The sequence below is a fragment of the Hansschlegelia sp. KR7-227 genome, assembly GCF_049446035.1.
Classification (GTDB): Bacteria; Pseudomonadota; Alphaproteobacteria; order Rhizobiales; family Methylopilaceae; genus Methylopila.
On the sequence record NZ_JBMSEA010000002.1, the window covers coordinates 244,489 to 260,387 of the forward strand.

Below are 15,899 nucleotides of genomic sequence, written 5' to 3' on the forward strand. Positions count from 1 at the left end.
CCGGAAGGCTCATGTTTTCCAACGCCGGCAGGGAGTAAGGATGTCGTGGCGTATCTCACCACCCGCACGGACCGCATGACCCCTCCGCCCCAGACAGCGACCCGTCGAACCGACGGAGCCGAGACGAGGCGCGAGATCCTGGGCGTCGCCCACCGGCTGTTCACGACGATCGGCTACCGCAAGACGACGGTGGCGGACATCGCCGCGGAGCTCGGCATGAGCCCGGCCAATGTCTATCGGTTCTTCGAGAGCAAGAAGGACATCAACGAGTCTGTCGCAGAACTTCTCCTCGGGGAAATCAGCGACACGCTGGAGGCGATCGCGCGTTCCGGCGAAGGATCGGCGGCCGACCGGCTCGCAGCCGTGCTGCGGACGCTCGCCCGGCTGAGCGACGAGCACTTCATGAGCAACAAGCGCATGTACGACATGGTCGAGGACGCGATGGCCGAAAGCTGGAGCGTGTGCCAGCGCTACATCGAGCGCGTGTCGACGGTCCTCGCGGCGCTCGTCGCGGAAGGCCGCGAATCCGGCGAATTCGACGTGTCCGACCCCATGATCGGCGCGCTCTGCGTCCACTCGTCGATGGTGTGTTTCTGCCACCCTGCGATGATCGCGCAGAGCGCCGATCACCCGAAGCCATCGGTTGACGACATCGTCGCCTTCGCGCTGCGCGGACTGGGCGCCGCGCCCTCGCGGTAGCAGCGTCGAAGCGCCCTGATCGTCCCGTCCGCGCTCGCCAGCCGCCCGGTCGTCAGGCTTAATCCAAGCCGGATGGGTCGAAGGAGCGCAGCGAACCGTCTCCCTCGAGGAGCGGCTTTGCGCGCGTGAGCTCCCGCGCCATGACGTCGAGAAAGGCCCGCACGCGGGGCGACTGCCTTAGGTCGGGATGGGTCAGGAGCCACAGGTCCGACGCGAACGCGGCGACCGGCCGCGACAGCCGCACGAGCGATGGCCGCACGTCGCCGACGAAACAGGGCAGATGGCCGACGCCGAGACCGGCCTCGATCGCTTCGGCCAGCCCGAGCACGGTGTTCGCGCGGTAGCGGAGCTTCTCCGGGCGGGCGGTTTCGAGCGCGAACTTCACCACCGCCATATCCCCCAGCTCCTCGCCGAGCGCCACCCAGGTCAACTCGGCAAGGTCGAGGGCGGCCGCGTCGAAGCCGGGTTCGGGAAACCCCGCAGCGCGCCCGTACAGCGCCCAGGCGATCCGGGCGACCTTGCGCCCGACCAGGTTCTCCGGCGGCGTCGCGGTCGCCCGTATCGCGACGTCCGCGTCGCGCTTGGTCAGGTTCAGCGCGCTGTTTCCGATGACGACGTCGAGCCGGATGTCCGGGCACTCCTCCTGAAAGCGCGCGAACAGCGGCGTCAGCAGATGGACCAGCAGGCTGTCGGCGGTCGCCACCCGGAGCTCGCCCGCCGGCGAGATGGCGCGCCCCTCGACGCGGCGCGCGAAGGCGGTGACCTTCTCGTCGATCTCGGCCGCGAGCGTCGTCATCTCCTCGCCGGCCGGCGTCAGCTGGTAGCCCGCGCGGCGGCGCTCGAACAGCGTCGCGCCAAGCGCCTGCTCGACCTGTCCCAGCCTGCGGAACACCGTCGACAGGTTCAGCTCGAGCGCCGCCGCGGCGCCCGGCATGCCCCTCGCCTCGGCGATCGCCTTCACCAGCCTGAGGTCGTCCCACGCCAGCGCCTTCAGAAGTTCAACCACGGCGCAGCCCTCCACTTCCGGCCTTCAGCTTTCTAGTTCGCACGACATAATCGGCATCAGCAAATTATAACTTGCATCAGATCAAGCGAAAGAGCGTGCGCATGCGCCCGGGATCACCAAATCTCTGTGCAACGGCGCGCACGGCGCGCCAGGCGTTTGGAGGCGGACATGGCCCGCAACGGCATTCACCACGTCACGGCGATCGCGGGCGACGCGCGCCGCAACCTCGATTTCTACACCCGGATCCTCGGGCTCCGGCTCGTGAAGAAGACGGTCAATTTCGACGATCCCGGCACGTATCATTTCTACTATGGCGACGAGGCCGGCCAGCCGGGCGCGATCCTCACCTTCTTTCCCTGGGCGCATGTCGCGCCGGGCAGGATCGGCGTCGGCGAGACCCAGGAGACCGCCTTCCGCATCCCGGAGAGCGCGCTCGGCTTCTGGACCGAACGCTTCGTCGCCCAAGCCGTCAGTCACGAGGCGCCTCGGACCCGCTTCGGCGAGACCGTGCTGCCGTTCCGCGACCCGGACGGCATGCGGCTCGCGCTGGTCGCGGTCCGCGGCGCCGAGAACGAAGCTGGCTGGACCGGAGGCGGCGTATCGGCCGAGAACGCGATCCGCGGTTTCCACGGCGTCACGCTCATGCTCGACAAAGCGGCGGCGACAGGCGCCGTCCTGACCGACGTGTTCGGCTTCGAGCAGGTCGCGACGGAGGGCGGCGTCACCCGCTTCAGGGCCGGCGACACGACGGTCGGCGGGATCGTCGATCTCAACGAGGTCGGCGGCTTCCTGCCGGGGCGTCCGGGCGGCGGCTCGGTGCATCACATCGCGTTCCGCGCGGAAGACGACGCCGCGCAGTCCGCGATGGTCGAAAAGCTCGCGAAGGGTCACGGGCTGCGCACCACGGAGCAGAAAGACCGCGACTATTTCCGCTCGGTCTACTTCCGTGAGCCCGGCGGCGTGCTGTTTGAGATCGCGACCGACGTTCCCGGCTTTGCCGTCGACGAACCCGCCGACGCTCTGGGCGGAGCTCTGAAGCTTCCGCGGTTCCTCGAGCCGCACCGCGCCCGGATCGAAGAGGCTTTGCCCGACCTTTCGCCGGTGACGGCGTCGGTCGACGCAGCCTGATCCCGATTGCGCCGCTGATCCGGCGGGCGCCGTCCGGCGCCCGCCTTGAGCCTTCGCCTTTTTGCGCCCTCGGGGGCGGATAGGAGTTGTCATGCTTTCTGTTCAGAGCCTTTCGCATGCGCATCGCTTCGTTCCGGCGACTGAGGCCGGGCATGCGCCGCTCCTCCTTCTGCACGGCACCGGCGGCGACGAGGACGACCTCCTCCCGCTCGGACGGACCCTCGCTCCTGGCGCGGCCCTGCTGTCGCCGCGGGGCGCCGTGCTCGAAGGCGGCATGCCGCGCTTCTTCCGCCGTCTGCGGGAAGGCGTGTTCGACGAAGACGACGTCCGGCGCCGCGCGAACGACCTCGCCGACTTCGTCAGGGACGCACGCGAGGCCTACGGGCTCGCGGCGCCCGTGGCCGTCGGCTTCTCGAACGGGGCGAACATCGCGGCGGCCATGCTGCTGCTTAGGCCAGAGGCGCTCGGCGGCGCCGTGCTGCTGCGCGCCATGTCGCCGCTGCGTGAGCCGCCCGCAGTCGATTTGACGGGAAAGCCGGTGCTGATCCTTTCCGGCGCGATGGATCCGATCGTTCCGGCGGACGACGTCAGCGGGCTCGCCGCAACGCTTCGGTCGGCGGGCGCTACCGTCGAGCACCGCACGCTGCCAAGCGGCCACGGCCTCTCCCAGAGCGACGTCGCCCTCGCCCAAGCGTGGCTGGCGGCGCTCTGAATACGGCTCAGGACATCGCGCGGACGGCGACCGCCGCCGCCGCCGCGCGATTCTCCACGCCGAGCTTCACGTAGATCTGCTCGAGGTGCTTGTTCACGGTGCGGGGGCTCATGCCGAGGATTTCGCCGATGTCCTTGTTGGACTTGCCGCGCGCGATCCAGAGCAGCACCTCGGCCTCGCGCGTGGTGACGCCGAGCTTTTCCTTGAGCGCGCCCGGCCCCTCGGCGCCGCTCTCTTCCGAGACGCGCAGCAGCAGCTCATTTCGGTCCATTCGGCCGACGAAGGACAGAGTGAGCGGCCGACCGCCGTCGGTCGCCGGGAGAAGCGCGGTGGGCTGCTCGCTGCGGCCGTCGCTGCGCGCGGCGAGCCAGCCCGTCACGGCGTCCGGCAGCAGATAGCTCTCGCGATGTCTGTCCGCGATCGCCTGGCCGAGCAAACGGCTCGCCTGGGGCGTCGACCACAAAATGCGCCCGTCCCGATCGGCCGCGAACAGGAAGCGGCCGGTCGTGTCGAGCGCCGCCCGCGCGCTTCGCGACAGGCGCGCGTTGCCGATGTGAACCCGGATACGGGCGAGCAGTTCGTCGATCACGATCGGCTTGGTGACGTAGTCGACTCCGCCGGCCTCGAGGCCCTCGACGATCCTGTCGGTCTCCTTCAAGCCGGTCATGAAGACGACCGGCACGTCCGCGAGCGCCGGCAGGCGCTTGAGCCGACGGCAGGTCTCGAAGCCGTCGATCCCGGGCATCACGGCGTCGAGCAGCACGAGGTCAGGCGCGACGCGATCCACCAGCGCCAGCGCGCTCAGGCCGTCGATCGCGACGAGGACGACCGCGCCCGTCCGCTCCAGCGCGGCGGTCAGCATCGCGAGCGTGTCGGGGCTGTCGTCGACGACGAGCACGACGGTCCGGGCGTCCTCCTCAGTCATCGGCCGCCCCGGCGGCAGCGGCGTCCGGTCTCTCGCGCAGCAGCGCCATGTAGCCGCGAAGGTCGAAGGCCTGGATGCGTTCGAGCGCGGCCGCGACGAAAGGGGAGCGGCCGGCCTCGACGGCCTCCAGCTCCGCGAGCTTGGCCTCGATGCCGCTGACATAGCCGATTTCGCCCAGCCGGATGAGCTCTTCCACGTGCTGGGCGCTCGGCAGACGCCTTGTCGACTCCGCCGTCGCGGCCCGAGCCGGCGCCTCGCCGTCGAGGATGAGGGTGAGCCCGAGCAGTCGCTGGATGCGCTCCAGCAGCGCCGACAGGTCGACGGGCTTGCTCAATTCGGCGCTGTGGTCAGGCGCGCGCGCCGGCTGCGACGCGCTGTCCCCGAGGCTCGCCGACATCATCAGGATCGGGGCGGCGTGGCCGGTCTCGCGGAGCCGGCGGGCGACGTCCCACCCGGACATTCCGGGCATCGAGATGTCGAGGATGAAGAGGTCCGGCGCGCATTCCCCGGCGATGGTCAAGGCGGCGACGCCGTCCGGCGCGGTGATCACCGAGAAGCCGATCGGCTCCAGCGTCTCGCGCATCAGGTCGCGGTGGTCGGCGTCGTCGTCGGCGACGAGGATCAGCCGCCGGTCGCCGGAATAGCCGATCGCGCGCGCCGTCGGCTTCTTCGCTATGCGCGCATGGGCGACGTGAGCGAGCATCAGTCTCACCCGGAAGACGCTGCCCTCGCCATGCGCGCTCGTGACCGACATCTCGCCGCCCATGATCTCCACGAGCAGCTTGGTGATGGTCAGTCCGAGGCCCATGCCGGGCTGGAGATGGGCGCGCGACATGCTGCCGCGCTCGAAGGGCTCGAACACCCGATCGAGGTCCTCGGCGCGGATGCCGATGCCGGTGTCCCGGACCTCGAACTCCGCGATCTGGTTCCGATAGCGCGCCTTGAAGGAGACCTTGCCCGACTCCGTGAACTTCACGGCGTTCGACAGCAGGTTGATCAGGATCTGCCGCAGGCGCTTCTCGTCCGCGCGCACGACCGGCGGCAGCGCCGAGGCGCCCTCCAGGACGAACTCGACGCCTTTGGCCTTCGCCTGAAGGCGGAACATGTCGGCCAGCTGTTCGAGAAAGTCGCGTGTGACGACCTCGTTGCGGGCGAGCTGCAGCCGCCCCGCCTCGACCTTTGAGATGTCGAGCAGCCCGTCGATCAGGCCGGAAAGATGTTCGGCGCTGCGCCGGATCACCTTCAGGCCCTTCCGCGCCCGTTCGGGCAAGGTTCCGTCGCCGTCGAGCAGTTGAGCGTAGCCCATCACCGCGTTGAGGGGCGTGCGAAGCTCGTGGTTGATGCCGACGACATAGCGGCTCTTCGCGAGATTGGCGGCCTCGGCGATCTCCTTGGCGCGCTGCAAAGCGGCGTCGGTGCGCTTGTGGGCCTCGATCTCGCGCATCAGCAACGCCGTCTGGCGGACGGATTCGTCCTGCGCGATCTCGCGACTTTCGTGCGCCAGCACGAACAGCCACGCGGCGACGCCCGCAACGATCATCAGGATGAGGAACACGGCCCAGAGCGTGCCTGCGACGGCCGCGGCTTCGTCCGGCGCAGCGGCGACGGCGAGAAAGTTCACCATCAGCAGCACGAGCGCGATCACCCCGCCGCACAGCGCGAACACGCCGAAGAAGTGGCCGGTCCGCGTGTTCAGCCGGTCGATCGTCCAGGACGGCATGACGGCCGACAAGGCGCTCAGGAGCTGCGCCTGGTAGCGCGCATGAGGCTTGCAGCCGTCGTGGCAGCGCGCGTCGATCGAGCAGCAGAGCGAGCAGATCGGCCCGGAATAGACCGGGCAATGCGCCATGTCCTCCGGCTCGAACGCGTGCTCGCAGACCGCGCATTTCAGCTCCGGCCGCAGCCGCCATTCCGCGCGCGGCTTGCGGGCGAGATAGAACTTGCCGCGCGTCGCGATCGCGATCGCAGGCGCCGTGACGAAGGCGACCGTCAGCGCCACGAGCGGCGCCAGCGCCTGGGCGTACGCCCCGAACGTTCCGACATAAGACAGGATCGCCGCCGCGGTCGCGACCAGCATGGCGCCGACCCCGACGGGATTGACGTCGTAGAGGTGAGCCCGCTTGAACTCGATCCGCGCGGGACTGAGGCCCAACGGCTTGTTCACCGCGAGGTCCGCGACCAAGGCCCCCACCCAGGCGACCGCGACGACCGAATAGAGCCCGAGCGTGTGCTCGAGCGTCTTGTAGATGCCGGCCTCCATCAGCAGGACGGCGATCGCCACGTTGAAGAACAGCCAGACGATGCGGCCGGGATGGGCGTGGGTCAGGCGCGAGAAGAAGTTCGACCAGGCGATCGAGCCGGCATAGGCGTTCGTCACGTTGATCTTGATCTGCGACAGCACCACGAAGGCGCCGGTCAGCGCCAAGGCGATCTGGGGCGAGGACGTCACGTAGCCGAAGGCGACGAGATACATCTGGGTCGGCTCGCTCGCCCGGCTCGCCTCCACGCCGTGCCTCAACGCGAGCACCGCCAGAAACGAGCCGATCATCATCTTGACCGCGCCGGGCACGATCCAGCCGGGCCCGGCCGCGATCAGCGCGCCCCACCACGCCCAACGCCCCTTCGCCGTCCGCTCCGGCATGAAGCGGAGGATGTCAACCTGCTCGCCGATCTGCGCCACCAGAGCGAACACCACGGCGCCCGCAGCCCCCGCGCCGAGCAGATTGAGGTGGCCGCCATGGGCGCTGGCGCCGGCGTAACCCGTCCAGTCGCCGAAGGTGGCGTCGTCCTGGAGCGCGATGAAGATCAGCGGCGTGACGTGAAGCGCGATCCAGATCGGCTGGGTCCACACCTGGAACCGGCTGATCCACGTGATGCCGTGGGTGACGATCGGGATCACCACGACCGCGCTCACGACATAGCCGATCGCGAGCGGCAGCCCGAAACAGAGCTGTAGCGCGAGCGCCATGATGACGGCTTCAATCGCGAAGAAGATGAACGTGAACGACGCGTAGATCAGCGACGTGATCGTCGAGCCGATATAGCCGAAGCCGGCCCCGCGCGTGAGAAGGTCGATGTCGACGCCGTCCCTCGCCGCGTAATAGGCGATCGGCAGGCCGGTGAGGAAGATCAGCGCCGAGACGACAAGCACGGCGGCGACGGCGTTTTCGAAGCCGTAGCTCAATGTGATGGCGCCGCCGATCGCCTCGAGCGCAAGGAACGAGACCGCGCCGAGAGCGGTGTTGCCCACCCGGACGGCCGACCATCGCCGCGCGCGCTTGGCGGTGAAGCGCAACGCGTAATCCTCGAGCGTCTGGTTCGCGACCCACTGGTTGTAGCGCCGCCGGACGGGCACGATGCGGAGTCGGTCTGTCATGCCGCCCCTGGCCCCGTTCGACGCAGCGCCGGCCCGTCATGCCGCGCTGCGAAAACCATCACAACGTCGATACGCCTCCTCCAAGCAATTTCCCTGCCGGTCGAAAACGGCTGCGGCCCGGTGCCGCTTCGCACGCGGAAGTCGCGCGCGAAAGTCAACGTTAAGCCTGTTTGTGCGGCGCCACACATACGTCAACCGACGTATATGCTGCGATGCAAAACGACCCTCAGCCTGTGCCTCGCCAGATCACGGGCGATTTCTCACGGAGGGTTTGATGGCGACGCACGACGACCGGCTCCAATCGCGGCTGCGGCGCCAGCTGCTCATGGGAATGGCCGCCGCCCCTCTGGCGGGCCTGTTGCCGAAGAGCGCGATGGCCCAGGCGCCGGCGACCTCGGCCGTCAACACGACCGGCCTCGCGGTCACGGACACCGAGGTGACGGTCGGCATCCTGCATTCCGTCACCGGCACGATGGCGATCTCAGAGACCGGATCGGTCCAGGCGGAGAAACTCGCGATCTCGCAGATCAACGAGACGGGCGGCGTCCTCGGCCGCAAGATCAAGTTCATCCAGGAGGACGGCGCCTCCGATTGGCCGACCTTCGCCGAGAAGGCGAAGAAGCTGCTCGTCAACGACAAATGCGCAGCCGTCATGGGCTGCTGGACGTCGGCGTCGCGCAAGGCAGTTCTGCCGGTGTTCGAGCAGTACAACGGCATGCTGTACTACCCGACCTTCTACGAAGGGCTCGAGCAGTCCAAGAACGTCATCTACACCGGCCAGGAGGCCACCCAGCAGATCATCGCCGGCCTGGACTGGGTCGTGAAGGAGAAGGGCGCCAAGACCTTCTATCTGCTTGGCTCCGACTACATCTGGCCGCGCACCTCGAACAAGATCGCCCGGAAGCACATCGAAAACTTCATGAAGGGCACGAAGGTCGTCGGCGAGGAGTACTTCCCGCTCGGCCACACCCAGTTCAACTCGGTCATCAACAAGATCAAGCTGACCAAGCCGGACGTGATCTACGCGATCATCGTCGGCGGCTCGAACGTCGCGTTCTACAAGCAGCTGAAGGCGGCCGGCATCGACATGTCGAAGCAGACGCTGGTCACGATCTCGGTCACCGAGGACGAGATCGACGGCATCGGCGGCGACAACATCGCCGGCGCCTACGCCTGCATGAAGTACTTCCAGTCGCTCGACAACGCCAACAACAAGGAGTTCGTCGCGGCGTTCAAGAAGATGTGGGGCGAGAAGACGGTGATCGGCGACGTGACCCAGGCGGCCTATCTCGGTCCCTGGCTCTGGAAACTCACCGTCGAGAAGGCCGGCTCGTTCGACGTCGACAAGGTCGCGGCGGCGTCGCCCGGCATCGAGTTCCTCAAGGCGCCGGAAGGCTACGTCAAGATCCACGAGAACCATCACCTCTGGTCCAAGACGCGCGTCGGCCTCGCCCAGAAGGACGGTCAGTTCAAGGTCGTCTATGAGAGCCCCGAGCTCATCGAGCCGAATCCCTTCCCCAAGGGATACCAGTGAGTTGACGAGACGGGGCTGCGCCGCCGCCCCGTCCTAAGCGCCGCGTCGTCCTCCGGCTTGACCGGAGGACCCATGCCGGGCGTCGAGCTCCGCGCCCGGCATGGGTGGTTCGGTCAAGCCGGACCATGACGAGCTTTCTCCTGAAGACACGCCGCGAGAGCGGAAGCGGAGAGATCCATGTTCGGCGATTATTCCCTTGGCGACCTCGGCTCCATCTTCGCGATGCAGGGCTTCGCCGGCTTGATTCTGTTCTCGGTCTACCTGCTCATGGCGCTCGGCCTCGCCATCATCTTCGGACAGATGGGCGTCATCAACATGGCGCATGGCGAGTTCATGATTCTCGGGGCCTATGTCACCTGGCTCTGCTCGGAGTTCTTTACGAACTACCTGCCGTCGCTGTTCTCGATCTACTTCTTCATAGCCATCATCCTCGCCTTCTGCGCCTCCGGCGCGCTCGGCATGTTGGTCGAGTGGACGCTGATACGCAGGCTCTACAAGCGCCCGCTCGACACGCTGCTCGCGACCTGGGGCCTCAGCCTCATTCTTCAGCAGCTCTACCGCTCGATCTTCGGCCCGCGCGAGGTCGGCGTGAATCTGCCGGACTGGATGCTGGGCTCGCTGCAGGTCACCGAAATCATCCAGGTGCAGATCAACGGCCTGCTGGTGATGGGCCTCACCACGCTGATCACCGCCGGCGTCTTCGTCATGATCTTCCGCTCGCGCTTCGGCCAGCAGATCCGCGCCGTCATGCAGAACCGGACGATGGCGGGGGCGGTCGGCATCGACACCGAGCGCGTCGACCGCCTGACCTTCGGCCTGGGTTGCGGGATCGCCGGGATCGCCGGCTCGGCCTTCACGATGATCGGCTCCACGGGCCCGACCGCGGGCCAGCTCTACATCGTCGACACCTTCCTGATCGTGGTGTTCGGCGGCGCGGCCAGCCTGTTCGGCACCATCGCCTCCGCCTTCTCGATCTCGCAGACCCAGTCGACGCTGGAGTTCTTCCTGTCGGGCTCCATGGCCAAGGTGATCACCCTGCTCACCGTGGTCGGCATCCTGATGCTGCGCCCCCAGGGCCTCTTCACCCTCAAAGTCCGGCGCTGAGGATCCCACGATGACACGCGCGCCCTCCTTCATGGACCGCAAGGACCTGCTGGCCCTCGCCGTCCTCGCCTTCATCCTGATCGTCGTGTTCCCCGTGGCGCTGGACGGCTTCCGCCTGAACCTCGTCGCCAAATACCTGACCTACGCCTTCGTCGCGGTGGGTCTTGTGCTGTGCTGGGGCTATGGCGGCATCCTCTCGCTCGGCCAGGGCGTGTTCTTCGCGCTCGGCGGCTACGGGATGGCGATGTATCTCAAGCTCGAGGCGTCGTCGGTCGAGAACACCAAGATCCAGTCGACGCCCGGCATCCCGGACTTCATGGACTGGAATCAGATCACCGAGCTGCCGTTGTTCTGGCAGCCCTTCCACTCCTTGCCCCTGACCATCCTGCTGATCATTCTGGTCCCCGCGTTCTTCGCCTTCCTGGTCGGCTCGGCGATGTTCAAGCGCCGCGTCTCCGGCGTCTATTTCGCGATCATCACCCAGGCGCTCGCCGCCGTCGCGACCATCCTGATCATCGGCCAGCAGGGCTACACCGGCGGCGTCAACGGCATCACCGACCTCCGGACGCTGCACGGCTGGGACATCCGCACCGACAGCGCGAAGTTCATCCTCTACTTCGTCAACGCCGTCCTGCTGCTCGGCGTGGTGGTCGTCGCGATGTTCGTGCGCGACTCCAAGCTCGGCCGCATCCTGGTCGCGATGCGCGACCGCGAGGACCGGGTGCGGTTCTCGGGGTACTCGGTCGCGAACTTCCAGATCTTCGTGTTCTGCCTCGCCGGCATGTTCGCCGCGATCGGCGGGGCGATGTTCACGCTGAACGTCGGCTTCATGTCGCCCTCCCTCGTCGGCATCGTGCCCTCGATCGAGATGGTGATCTTCACCGCCGTGGGCGGCCGGCTTTCGATACTCGGCGCGATCTACGGCACGCTCGCCGTCAACTTCGCCAAGACCAGCCTGTCGGAAAGCTTTCCCGAACTCTGGCTGCTCGGCCTCGGCGGCCTGTTCATCGCAGTGGTGCTGGTCTTCCCCAACGGCCTCGCCGGCATCTGGCGCGACTATGTCCAGCCGCCAATCGACAAGGCGCTGAAGCTGCGCCGCGACGACCCCGCCGATCCGGCCGCAGCCGTCGCGAAGCGCGCCGCCGCAGCCTCCCCGGCCGAGTGAGGACCCTCCCATGACCACCATCGGCGCGCCCGCCAAAGAATATCTGCTGTCGGTCGAAGGCCTCACCGTCTCCTTCGACGGCTTCAAGGCGGTCAACGACCTGTCCTTCTACGTCGACGAGAACGAGATCCGCGTGATCATTGGGCCGAACGGCGCCGGCAAGACCACCGTCCTCGACCTGATCTGCGGAAAGACCAAGGCGAGCTCGGGCTCAATCCGTTTCCGCGAGAAGGAGCTCACCAAGATGAGCGAGAGCCAGATCGTGCTCTCGGGCGTCGGCCGCAAGTTTCAGACGCCATCGATCTACGACGATCTCACGGTTTTCGAGAATCTCGAAATCTCCTATCCGAAAGGCCGCTCGGTCTGGGGCGCGCTCACCTTCAAGCGCGATCAGGCGGTGCGGGAGCGGGTGACGGAGGTCGCGGAGGTGATCTTCCTCAAAGACAAGCTCAGCGAGCGCGCGGCCTTCCTTAGCCACGGACAGAAGCAGTGGCTCGAGATCGGCATGCTGTTGATCCAGGACCCGGAGCTGCTGATGCTCGACGAGCCGGTGGCCGGCATGAGCGTGAGCGAGCGCGCGAAGACCGCCGAGCTGCTCAACACGATCATCAAGAACCGGTCGGTGCTGGTCATCGAGCACGACATGAAGTTCGTCGAGGACATCGCCCACAAGGTCACCGTCCTTCACCAGGGCAAGATCCTCTCCGAGGGCTCGATGGAGAAGGTCAAGAACGACCCCAAGGTCGTCGAAGTCTATCTCGGCCATTGAGGAGGGCGACCATGCTCGACGTCGACCAATTGCGCGTCGCCTACGGCCAGAGCGAAGTGCTTCACGGCATGAGCTTCAAGGTCGAGCCCGGCGAGATCATCGCCATCATGGGCCGGAACGGCATGGGCAAGACCACGCTCATGAAGTCGATGATGGGCATCCTGCCCTCGACCTCCGGCGCGATCCGGCTCGGCGGCGAGGACATAGCCGCCATGAAGAGCCATCAGCGGGTCAGGAAAGGCGTCGCCTACGTGCCGCAGGGCCGGATGATCTTCTCGACCATGACGGTCAAGGAGAACATCGAGACCGGCCTGATCGCCGGCGGCGACCGAAGCGTGCCTGCCGACATCTATGAGCTCTTCCCCGTGCTGCTTGAGATGAAGAGCCGCCGCGGCGGCAACCTGTCCGGCGGCCAGCAGCAGCAGCTCGCGATCGCCCGCGCGCTCGCGACCAAGCCCAAGGTGCTGCTGCTCGACGAGCCGACCGAAGGCATTCAGCCTTCGATCATCCGCGAGATGGCCCGCACGCTGCGCCGCATCCGCGACGAGCGCGGCCTGTCGATCGTGGTGTCGGAGCAGGTGCTGAGCTTCGCGCTCGACGTCGCCGACCGGGTGCTGGTCGTCGAGAACGGCGAGATCGTCCACGACGAGCCGCGCGCGGCGGTCGATGAGGCCAAGGTCTCGAAATACCTGTCCGTCTGACGGAGGAACAATGGCCGATTACGAGATCTTCGAGCTCGGCGACTTCGTGCTTCAATGCGGCAAGACGCTGCGCTCGGCGAAGCTCGCCTTCAAGACCTTTGGGTCCTTGAACGAAGCCAAAGACAACGCGATCGTCTATCCGACCTGGTATTCCGGCCAGCACACCGAAAACGAGTGGCTGATCGGGCCGGGCATGGCGCTCGATCCAGAGAAATACTTCATCATCATCCCCAATATGTTCGGAAACGGGCTGTCCTCGTCGCCGAGCAACACGCCGGCCCCGTGGAACGGGCCGCGTTTTCCGAACGTCACGGCCTATGACAATGTCAAGGCGCAGCACAGGCTCGTCACCGAGCATTTCGGGATCGACAAGCTCGTGCTGGTGACCGGCTGGTCGATGGGCGCGCTCCAGACCTACCACTGGGCGGCGATGTATCCCGACATGGTCCCGCGGATCCTGCCCTTCCAAGGGTCCGCGAAATGCTCGCGGCACAATTTCGTCTTCCTTGAAGGCGCCAAGGCGGCCCTGCAGGCGGACGCCGCCTTCAAGGACGGCTGGTACGACACCCCGCCCTACAAGGGTCTACGCGCCTTCGGGCGGGTCTATGCCGGCTGGGGTCTGTCGCAGACCTTCTACCGGCTTGAGGCCGACGTCACGCACATGGGCTACGCCTCGCTCGAGGACTTCCTCATCGGCTTCTGGGAGGGCCTGTTCTACGAGCGCGACGCCAACAACCTGCTCGCCATGCTCTGGACCTGGCAGAACGGCGACATCAGCGCGAACGAGATCTTCAAAGGCGACGTCAAAGCCGCGCTCGGCGCGATCAAGGCCAAGGCGATCCTGATGCCGGCCTCGACCGACCTCTACTTCCCGCCGGCCGACAACGAGATCGAGGCGGCGGCGATGCCGAACGCCGAGCTCAGGACCATCGAGACCTGGTGGGGCCATTTCGCCGGCGGACCGGGCACCAGCCCGGACGACATCAAGATTCTCGACGACGCGCTCAAGGAACTGCTCGCGAGCTGAGCCCGCTTCGAAACCATAGAGGGAGTGAAAGATGACCGAAACGCTGATCAAGGTCGACCTGTCGCAGTCGGCCTACGACAACGACATGGTGCACAACCGCTGGCACCCCGACATCCCCATGGTCGCGATGGTGAAGCCGGGCGACGACTTCATCATCGAGACCTATGACTGGACCGGCGGCTTCATCAAGAACAACGAGGACGCCTCCGACGTCCGCGACATCGACCTCACCATCGTGCATTTCCTCTCCGGCCCGATCGGCGTCGAGGGCGCGGAGCCGGGAGACCTGCTGGTGGTCGACCTGCTCGACATCGGCGCCAAGGCCGAAAGCCAGTGGGGCTTCAACGGCTTCTTCTCGAAGAACAATGGCGGCGGATTCCTGACCGAGCATTTCCCGTCGGCCCAGAAGTCGATCTGGGACTTTGAGGGCATGTTCACGAAGTCGCGCCACGTGCCCGGCGTGCGCTTCCCCGGCCTGATCCATCCCGGCCTGATCGGCTGCCTGCCCGACCCGAAGCTGCTGAAGACCTGGAACGACCGCGAGATCCCCTTCGTCGAGGCCCACAAGGACCGCGTGCCGCCGGTCGGCACCGTGCCGTTCGCGCCGACGGCCCATATGGGCCGCCTGACCGGGGACGCGAAGGACACTGCGGCCGCCGAGGCCGTCCGCACCGTTCCGCCGCGCGAGCATGGCGGCAACTGCGACATCAAGGATCTGTCGCGCGGCTCCAAGATCTACTTCCCCGTCTATGTTCCGGGCGGCGGCCTTTCGATGGGCGACCTGCATTTCAGCCAGGGCGACGGCGAGATCACCTTCTGCGGCGCGATCGAGATGGCGGGCTGGGTGCACATCAAGGTCGACGTCATCAAAGACGGCATGTCGAAATACGGGATCAAGAACCCGATCTTCAAGCCGTCGGTGATCACGCCGAAATATGACGACTACCTCATCTTCGAGGGCATCTCGGTCGACGAGCAGGGCGGCCAGCACTATCTCGACGTCGGCGTCGCCTACCGTCAGGCCTGCCTCAACGCGATCGAGTATCTCAAGAAGTTCGGCTATTCCGGCGCCCAGGCCTATTCCATCCTCGGCACCGCTCCGGTCCAGGGCCACATTTCCGGCGTGGTCGACATTCCGAACGCCTGCGCCACGCTCTGGCTGCCGACGAAGATCTTCGAATTCGACATCAATCCGAGCGCCGCGGGACCGACCAAGTTCCTTGACGGCTCGGTGACGATGCCGCTCGCGGCGGACCTCTGAGAGAAACGCGCGACCGCCGCGGCCGTCCGATCCAGCCGCGGCGCGTCTCCCGAAGGGACTGGAGGTCTAGAATGCCCGTCTATGAATATGCCTGCGCGGAGTGCGGGCCGTTCGCGGCGTTGCGGCCGATGTCGGCCTTTGACGCGCCGCATGACTGTCCCGACTGCGGAGCCGAGGCGCCGCGCGTGCTGCTGACCGCGCCTGCGCTCGCCGGCATGGATTCTGCGCGCCGCCGCGCCGCGGCCACCAATGAGCGGTCCTCGAACGAGCCGACCCGATCGAAGTCGCATGCGCCGGGTTGCGGCTGCTGCTCCGGTCGGGGACTGAAGACGCCGGCGGCGACAGTCGGCGCGGCGAAGAGCTTCCCGAAGGCCAGACCCTGGATGATCAGCCACTAGCTGGGCCGTGCGGCCGCCGGCGCCGAGGCCGAAGCGCCTCGCGGCCCCGGGGAGGCGAATTCGGGCTCATCCGCGTTGCGGGGGATGCAGGCGA

14 protein-coding genes are annotated in these 15,899 nt (G+C 66.8%); 11 read left to right on the plus strand and 3 right to left on the minus strand.

Annotated elements, in window-relative coordinates; translation table 11 throughout:
- Window positions 1-45 precede the first annotated feature (45 nt).
- The gene (locus ACO2RJ_RS16605) at window positions 46-699 is read left to right on the plus strand and encodes a TetR/AcrR family transcriptional regulator (RefSeq protein WP_423269236.1); all 654 of its coding nucleotides are present in this window, start codon (window positions 46-48) and stop codon (window positions 697-699) included.
- A gap of 58 nt (window positions 700-757) precedes the next feature.
- Here ACO2RJ_RS16605 and ACO2RJ_RS16610 read toward each other — a convergent pair whose 3' ends face one another.
- Entirely contained in the window at window positions 758-1,705 is a 948-nt protein-coding gene (locus ACO2RJ_RS16610; RefSeq protein WP_423269237.1) for a LysR family transcriptional regulator, read from the minus strand.
- Between the two features lie 168 nt (window positions 1,706-1,873).
- Between ACO2RJ_RS16610 and ACO2RJ_RS16615 the strand changes: the two genes are divergently transcribed.
- Window positions 1,874-2,833: a ring-cleaving dioxygenase gene (locus ACO2RJ_RS16615; RefSeq protein ID WP_423269238.1), complete on the plus strand. Its 960-nt coding sequence runs from the start codon at window positions 1,874-1,876 to the stop codon at window positions 2,831-2,833.
- Between the two features lie 91 nt (window positions 2,834-2,924).
- Window positions 2,925-3,545: an alpha/beta hydrolase gene (locus ACO2RJ_RS16620; protein WP_423269239.1), complete on the plus strand. Its 621-nt coding sequence runs from the start codon at window positions 2,925-2,927 to the stop codon at window positions 3,543-3,545.
- Window positions 3,546-3,552: 7 nt separating this feature from the next.
- On the opposite strand, the gene ACO2RJ_RS16625 is transcribed toward ACO2RJ_RS16620, so the two are convergent.
- On the minus strand, window positions 3,553-4,470 hold the full coding sequence (locus ACO2RJ_RS16625) for a response regulator (protein ID WP_423269240.1): 918 nt from the start codon (window positions 4,468-4,470) through the stop codon (window positions 3,553-3,555).
- Window positions 4,463-7,846 (minus strand): ATP-binding protein, encoded by a 3,384-nt coding sequence (locus tag ACO2RJ_RS16630; RefSeq protein ID WP_423269241.1) that lies wholly within the window; start codon window positions 7,844-7,846, stop codon window positions 4,463-4,465. The genes ACO2RJ_RS16625 and ACO2RJ_RS16630 overlap by 8 nt, the downstream gene beginning before the upstream one ends.
- A gap of 274 nt (window positions 7,847-8,120) precedes the next feature.
- On the opposite strand from ACO2RJ_RS16630, the gene urtA reads away from it, so the two are divergent.
- The 8 genes from urtA to ACO2RJ_RS16670 all read left to right on the plus strand — a co-directional run bounded on the left by urtA (window position 8,121) and on the right by ACO2RJ_RS16670 (window position 15,805).
- Window positions 8,121-9,380 carry an urea ABC transporter substrate-binding protein gene (urtA, locus tag ACO2RJ_RS16635; protein ID WP_423269242.1) on the plus strand — a complete coding sequence of 420 codons (1,260 nt, stop codon included), beginning with the start codon at window positions 8,121-8,123 and terminating at the stop codon, window positions 9,378-9,380.
- A gap of 177 nt (window positions 9,381-9,557) precedes the next feature.
- Entirely contained in the window at window positions 9,558-10,484 is a 927-nt protein-coding gene (gene urtB / locus ACO2RJ_RS16640) for an urea ABC transporter permease subunit UrtB (RefSeq protein WP_423269243.1), read from the plus strand.
- A 10-nt stretch (window positions 10,485-10,494) separates the two neighbouring features.
- Window positions 10,495-11,649, plus strand: coding sequence for an urea ABC transporter permease subunit UrtC (urtC, locus tag ACO2RJ_RS16645; RefSeq protein ID WP_423269244.1), 1,155 nt, complete (start codon window positions 10,495-10,497; stop codon window positions 11,647-11,649).
- A gap of 10 nt (window positions 11,650-11,659) precedes the next feature.
- On the plus strand, window positions 11,660-12,418 hold the full coding sequence (urtD, locus tag ACO2RJ_RS16650; protein WP_423269245.1) for an urea ABC transporter ATP-binding protein UrtD: 759 nt from the start codon (window positions 11,660-11,662) through the stop codon (window positions 12,416-12,418).
- 11 nt (window positions 12,419-12,429) lie between these two features.
- A complete protein-coding gene (gene urtE / locus ACO2RJ_RS16655) occupies window positions 12,430-13,119 on the plus strand; it encodes an urea ABC transporter ATP-binding subunit UrtE (protein ID WP_423269246.1) in 690 nt (229 codons plus the stop codon).
- A 10-nt stretch (window positions 13,120-13,129) separates the two neighbouring features.
- Window positions 13,130-14,146 carry an alpha/beta fold hydrolase gene (locus tag ACO2RJ_RS16660; RefSeq protein ID WP_423269247.1) on the plus strand — a complete coding sequence of 339 codons (1,017 nt, stop codon included), beginning with the start codon at window positions 13,130-13,132 and terminating at the stop codon, window positions 14,144-14,146.
- Between the two features lie 31 nt (window positions 14,147-14,177).
- Window positions 14,178-15,407: a formamidase gene (fmdA, locus tag ACO2RJ_RS16665; RefSeq protein WP_423269248.1), complete on the plus strand. Its 1,230-nt coding sequence runs from the start codon at window positions 14,178-14,180 to the stop codon at window positions 15,405-15,407.
- Window positions 15,408-15,478: 71 nt separating this feature from the next.
- Window positions 15,479-15,805: an FmdB family zinc ribbon protein gene (locus ACO2RJ_RS16670; protein ID WP_423269249.1), complete on the plus strand. Its 327-nt coding sequence runs from the start codon at window positions 15,479-15,481 to the stop codon at window positions 15,803-15,805.
- The last annotated feature ends 94 nt before the right edge of the window (window positions 15,806-15,899 follow it).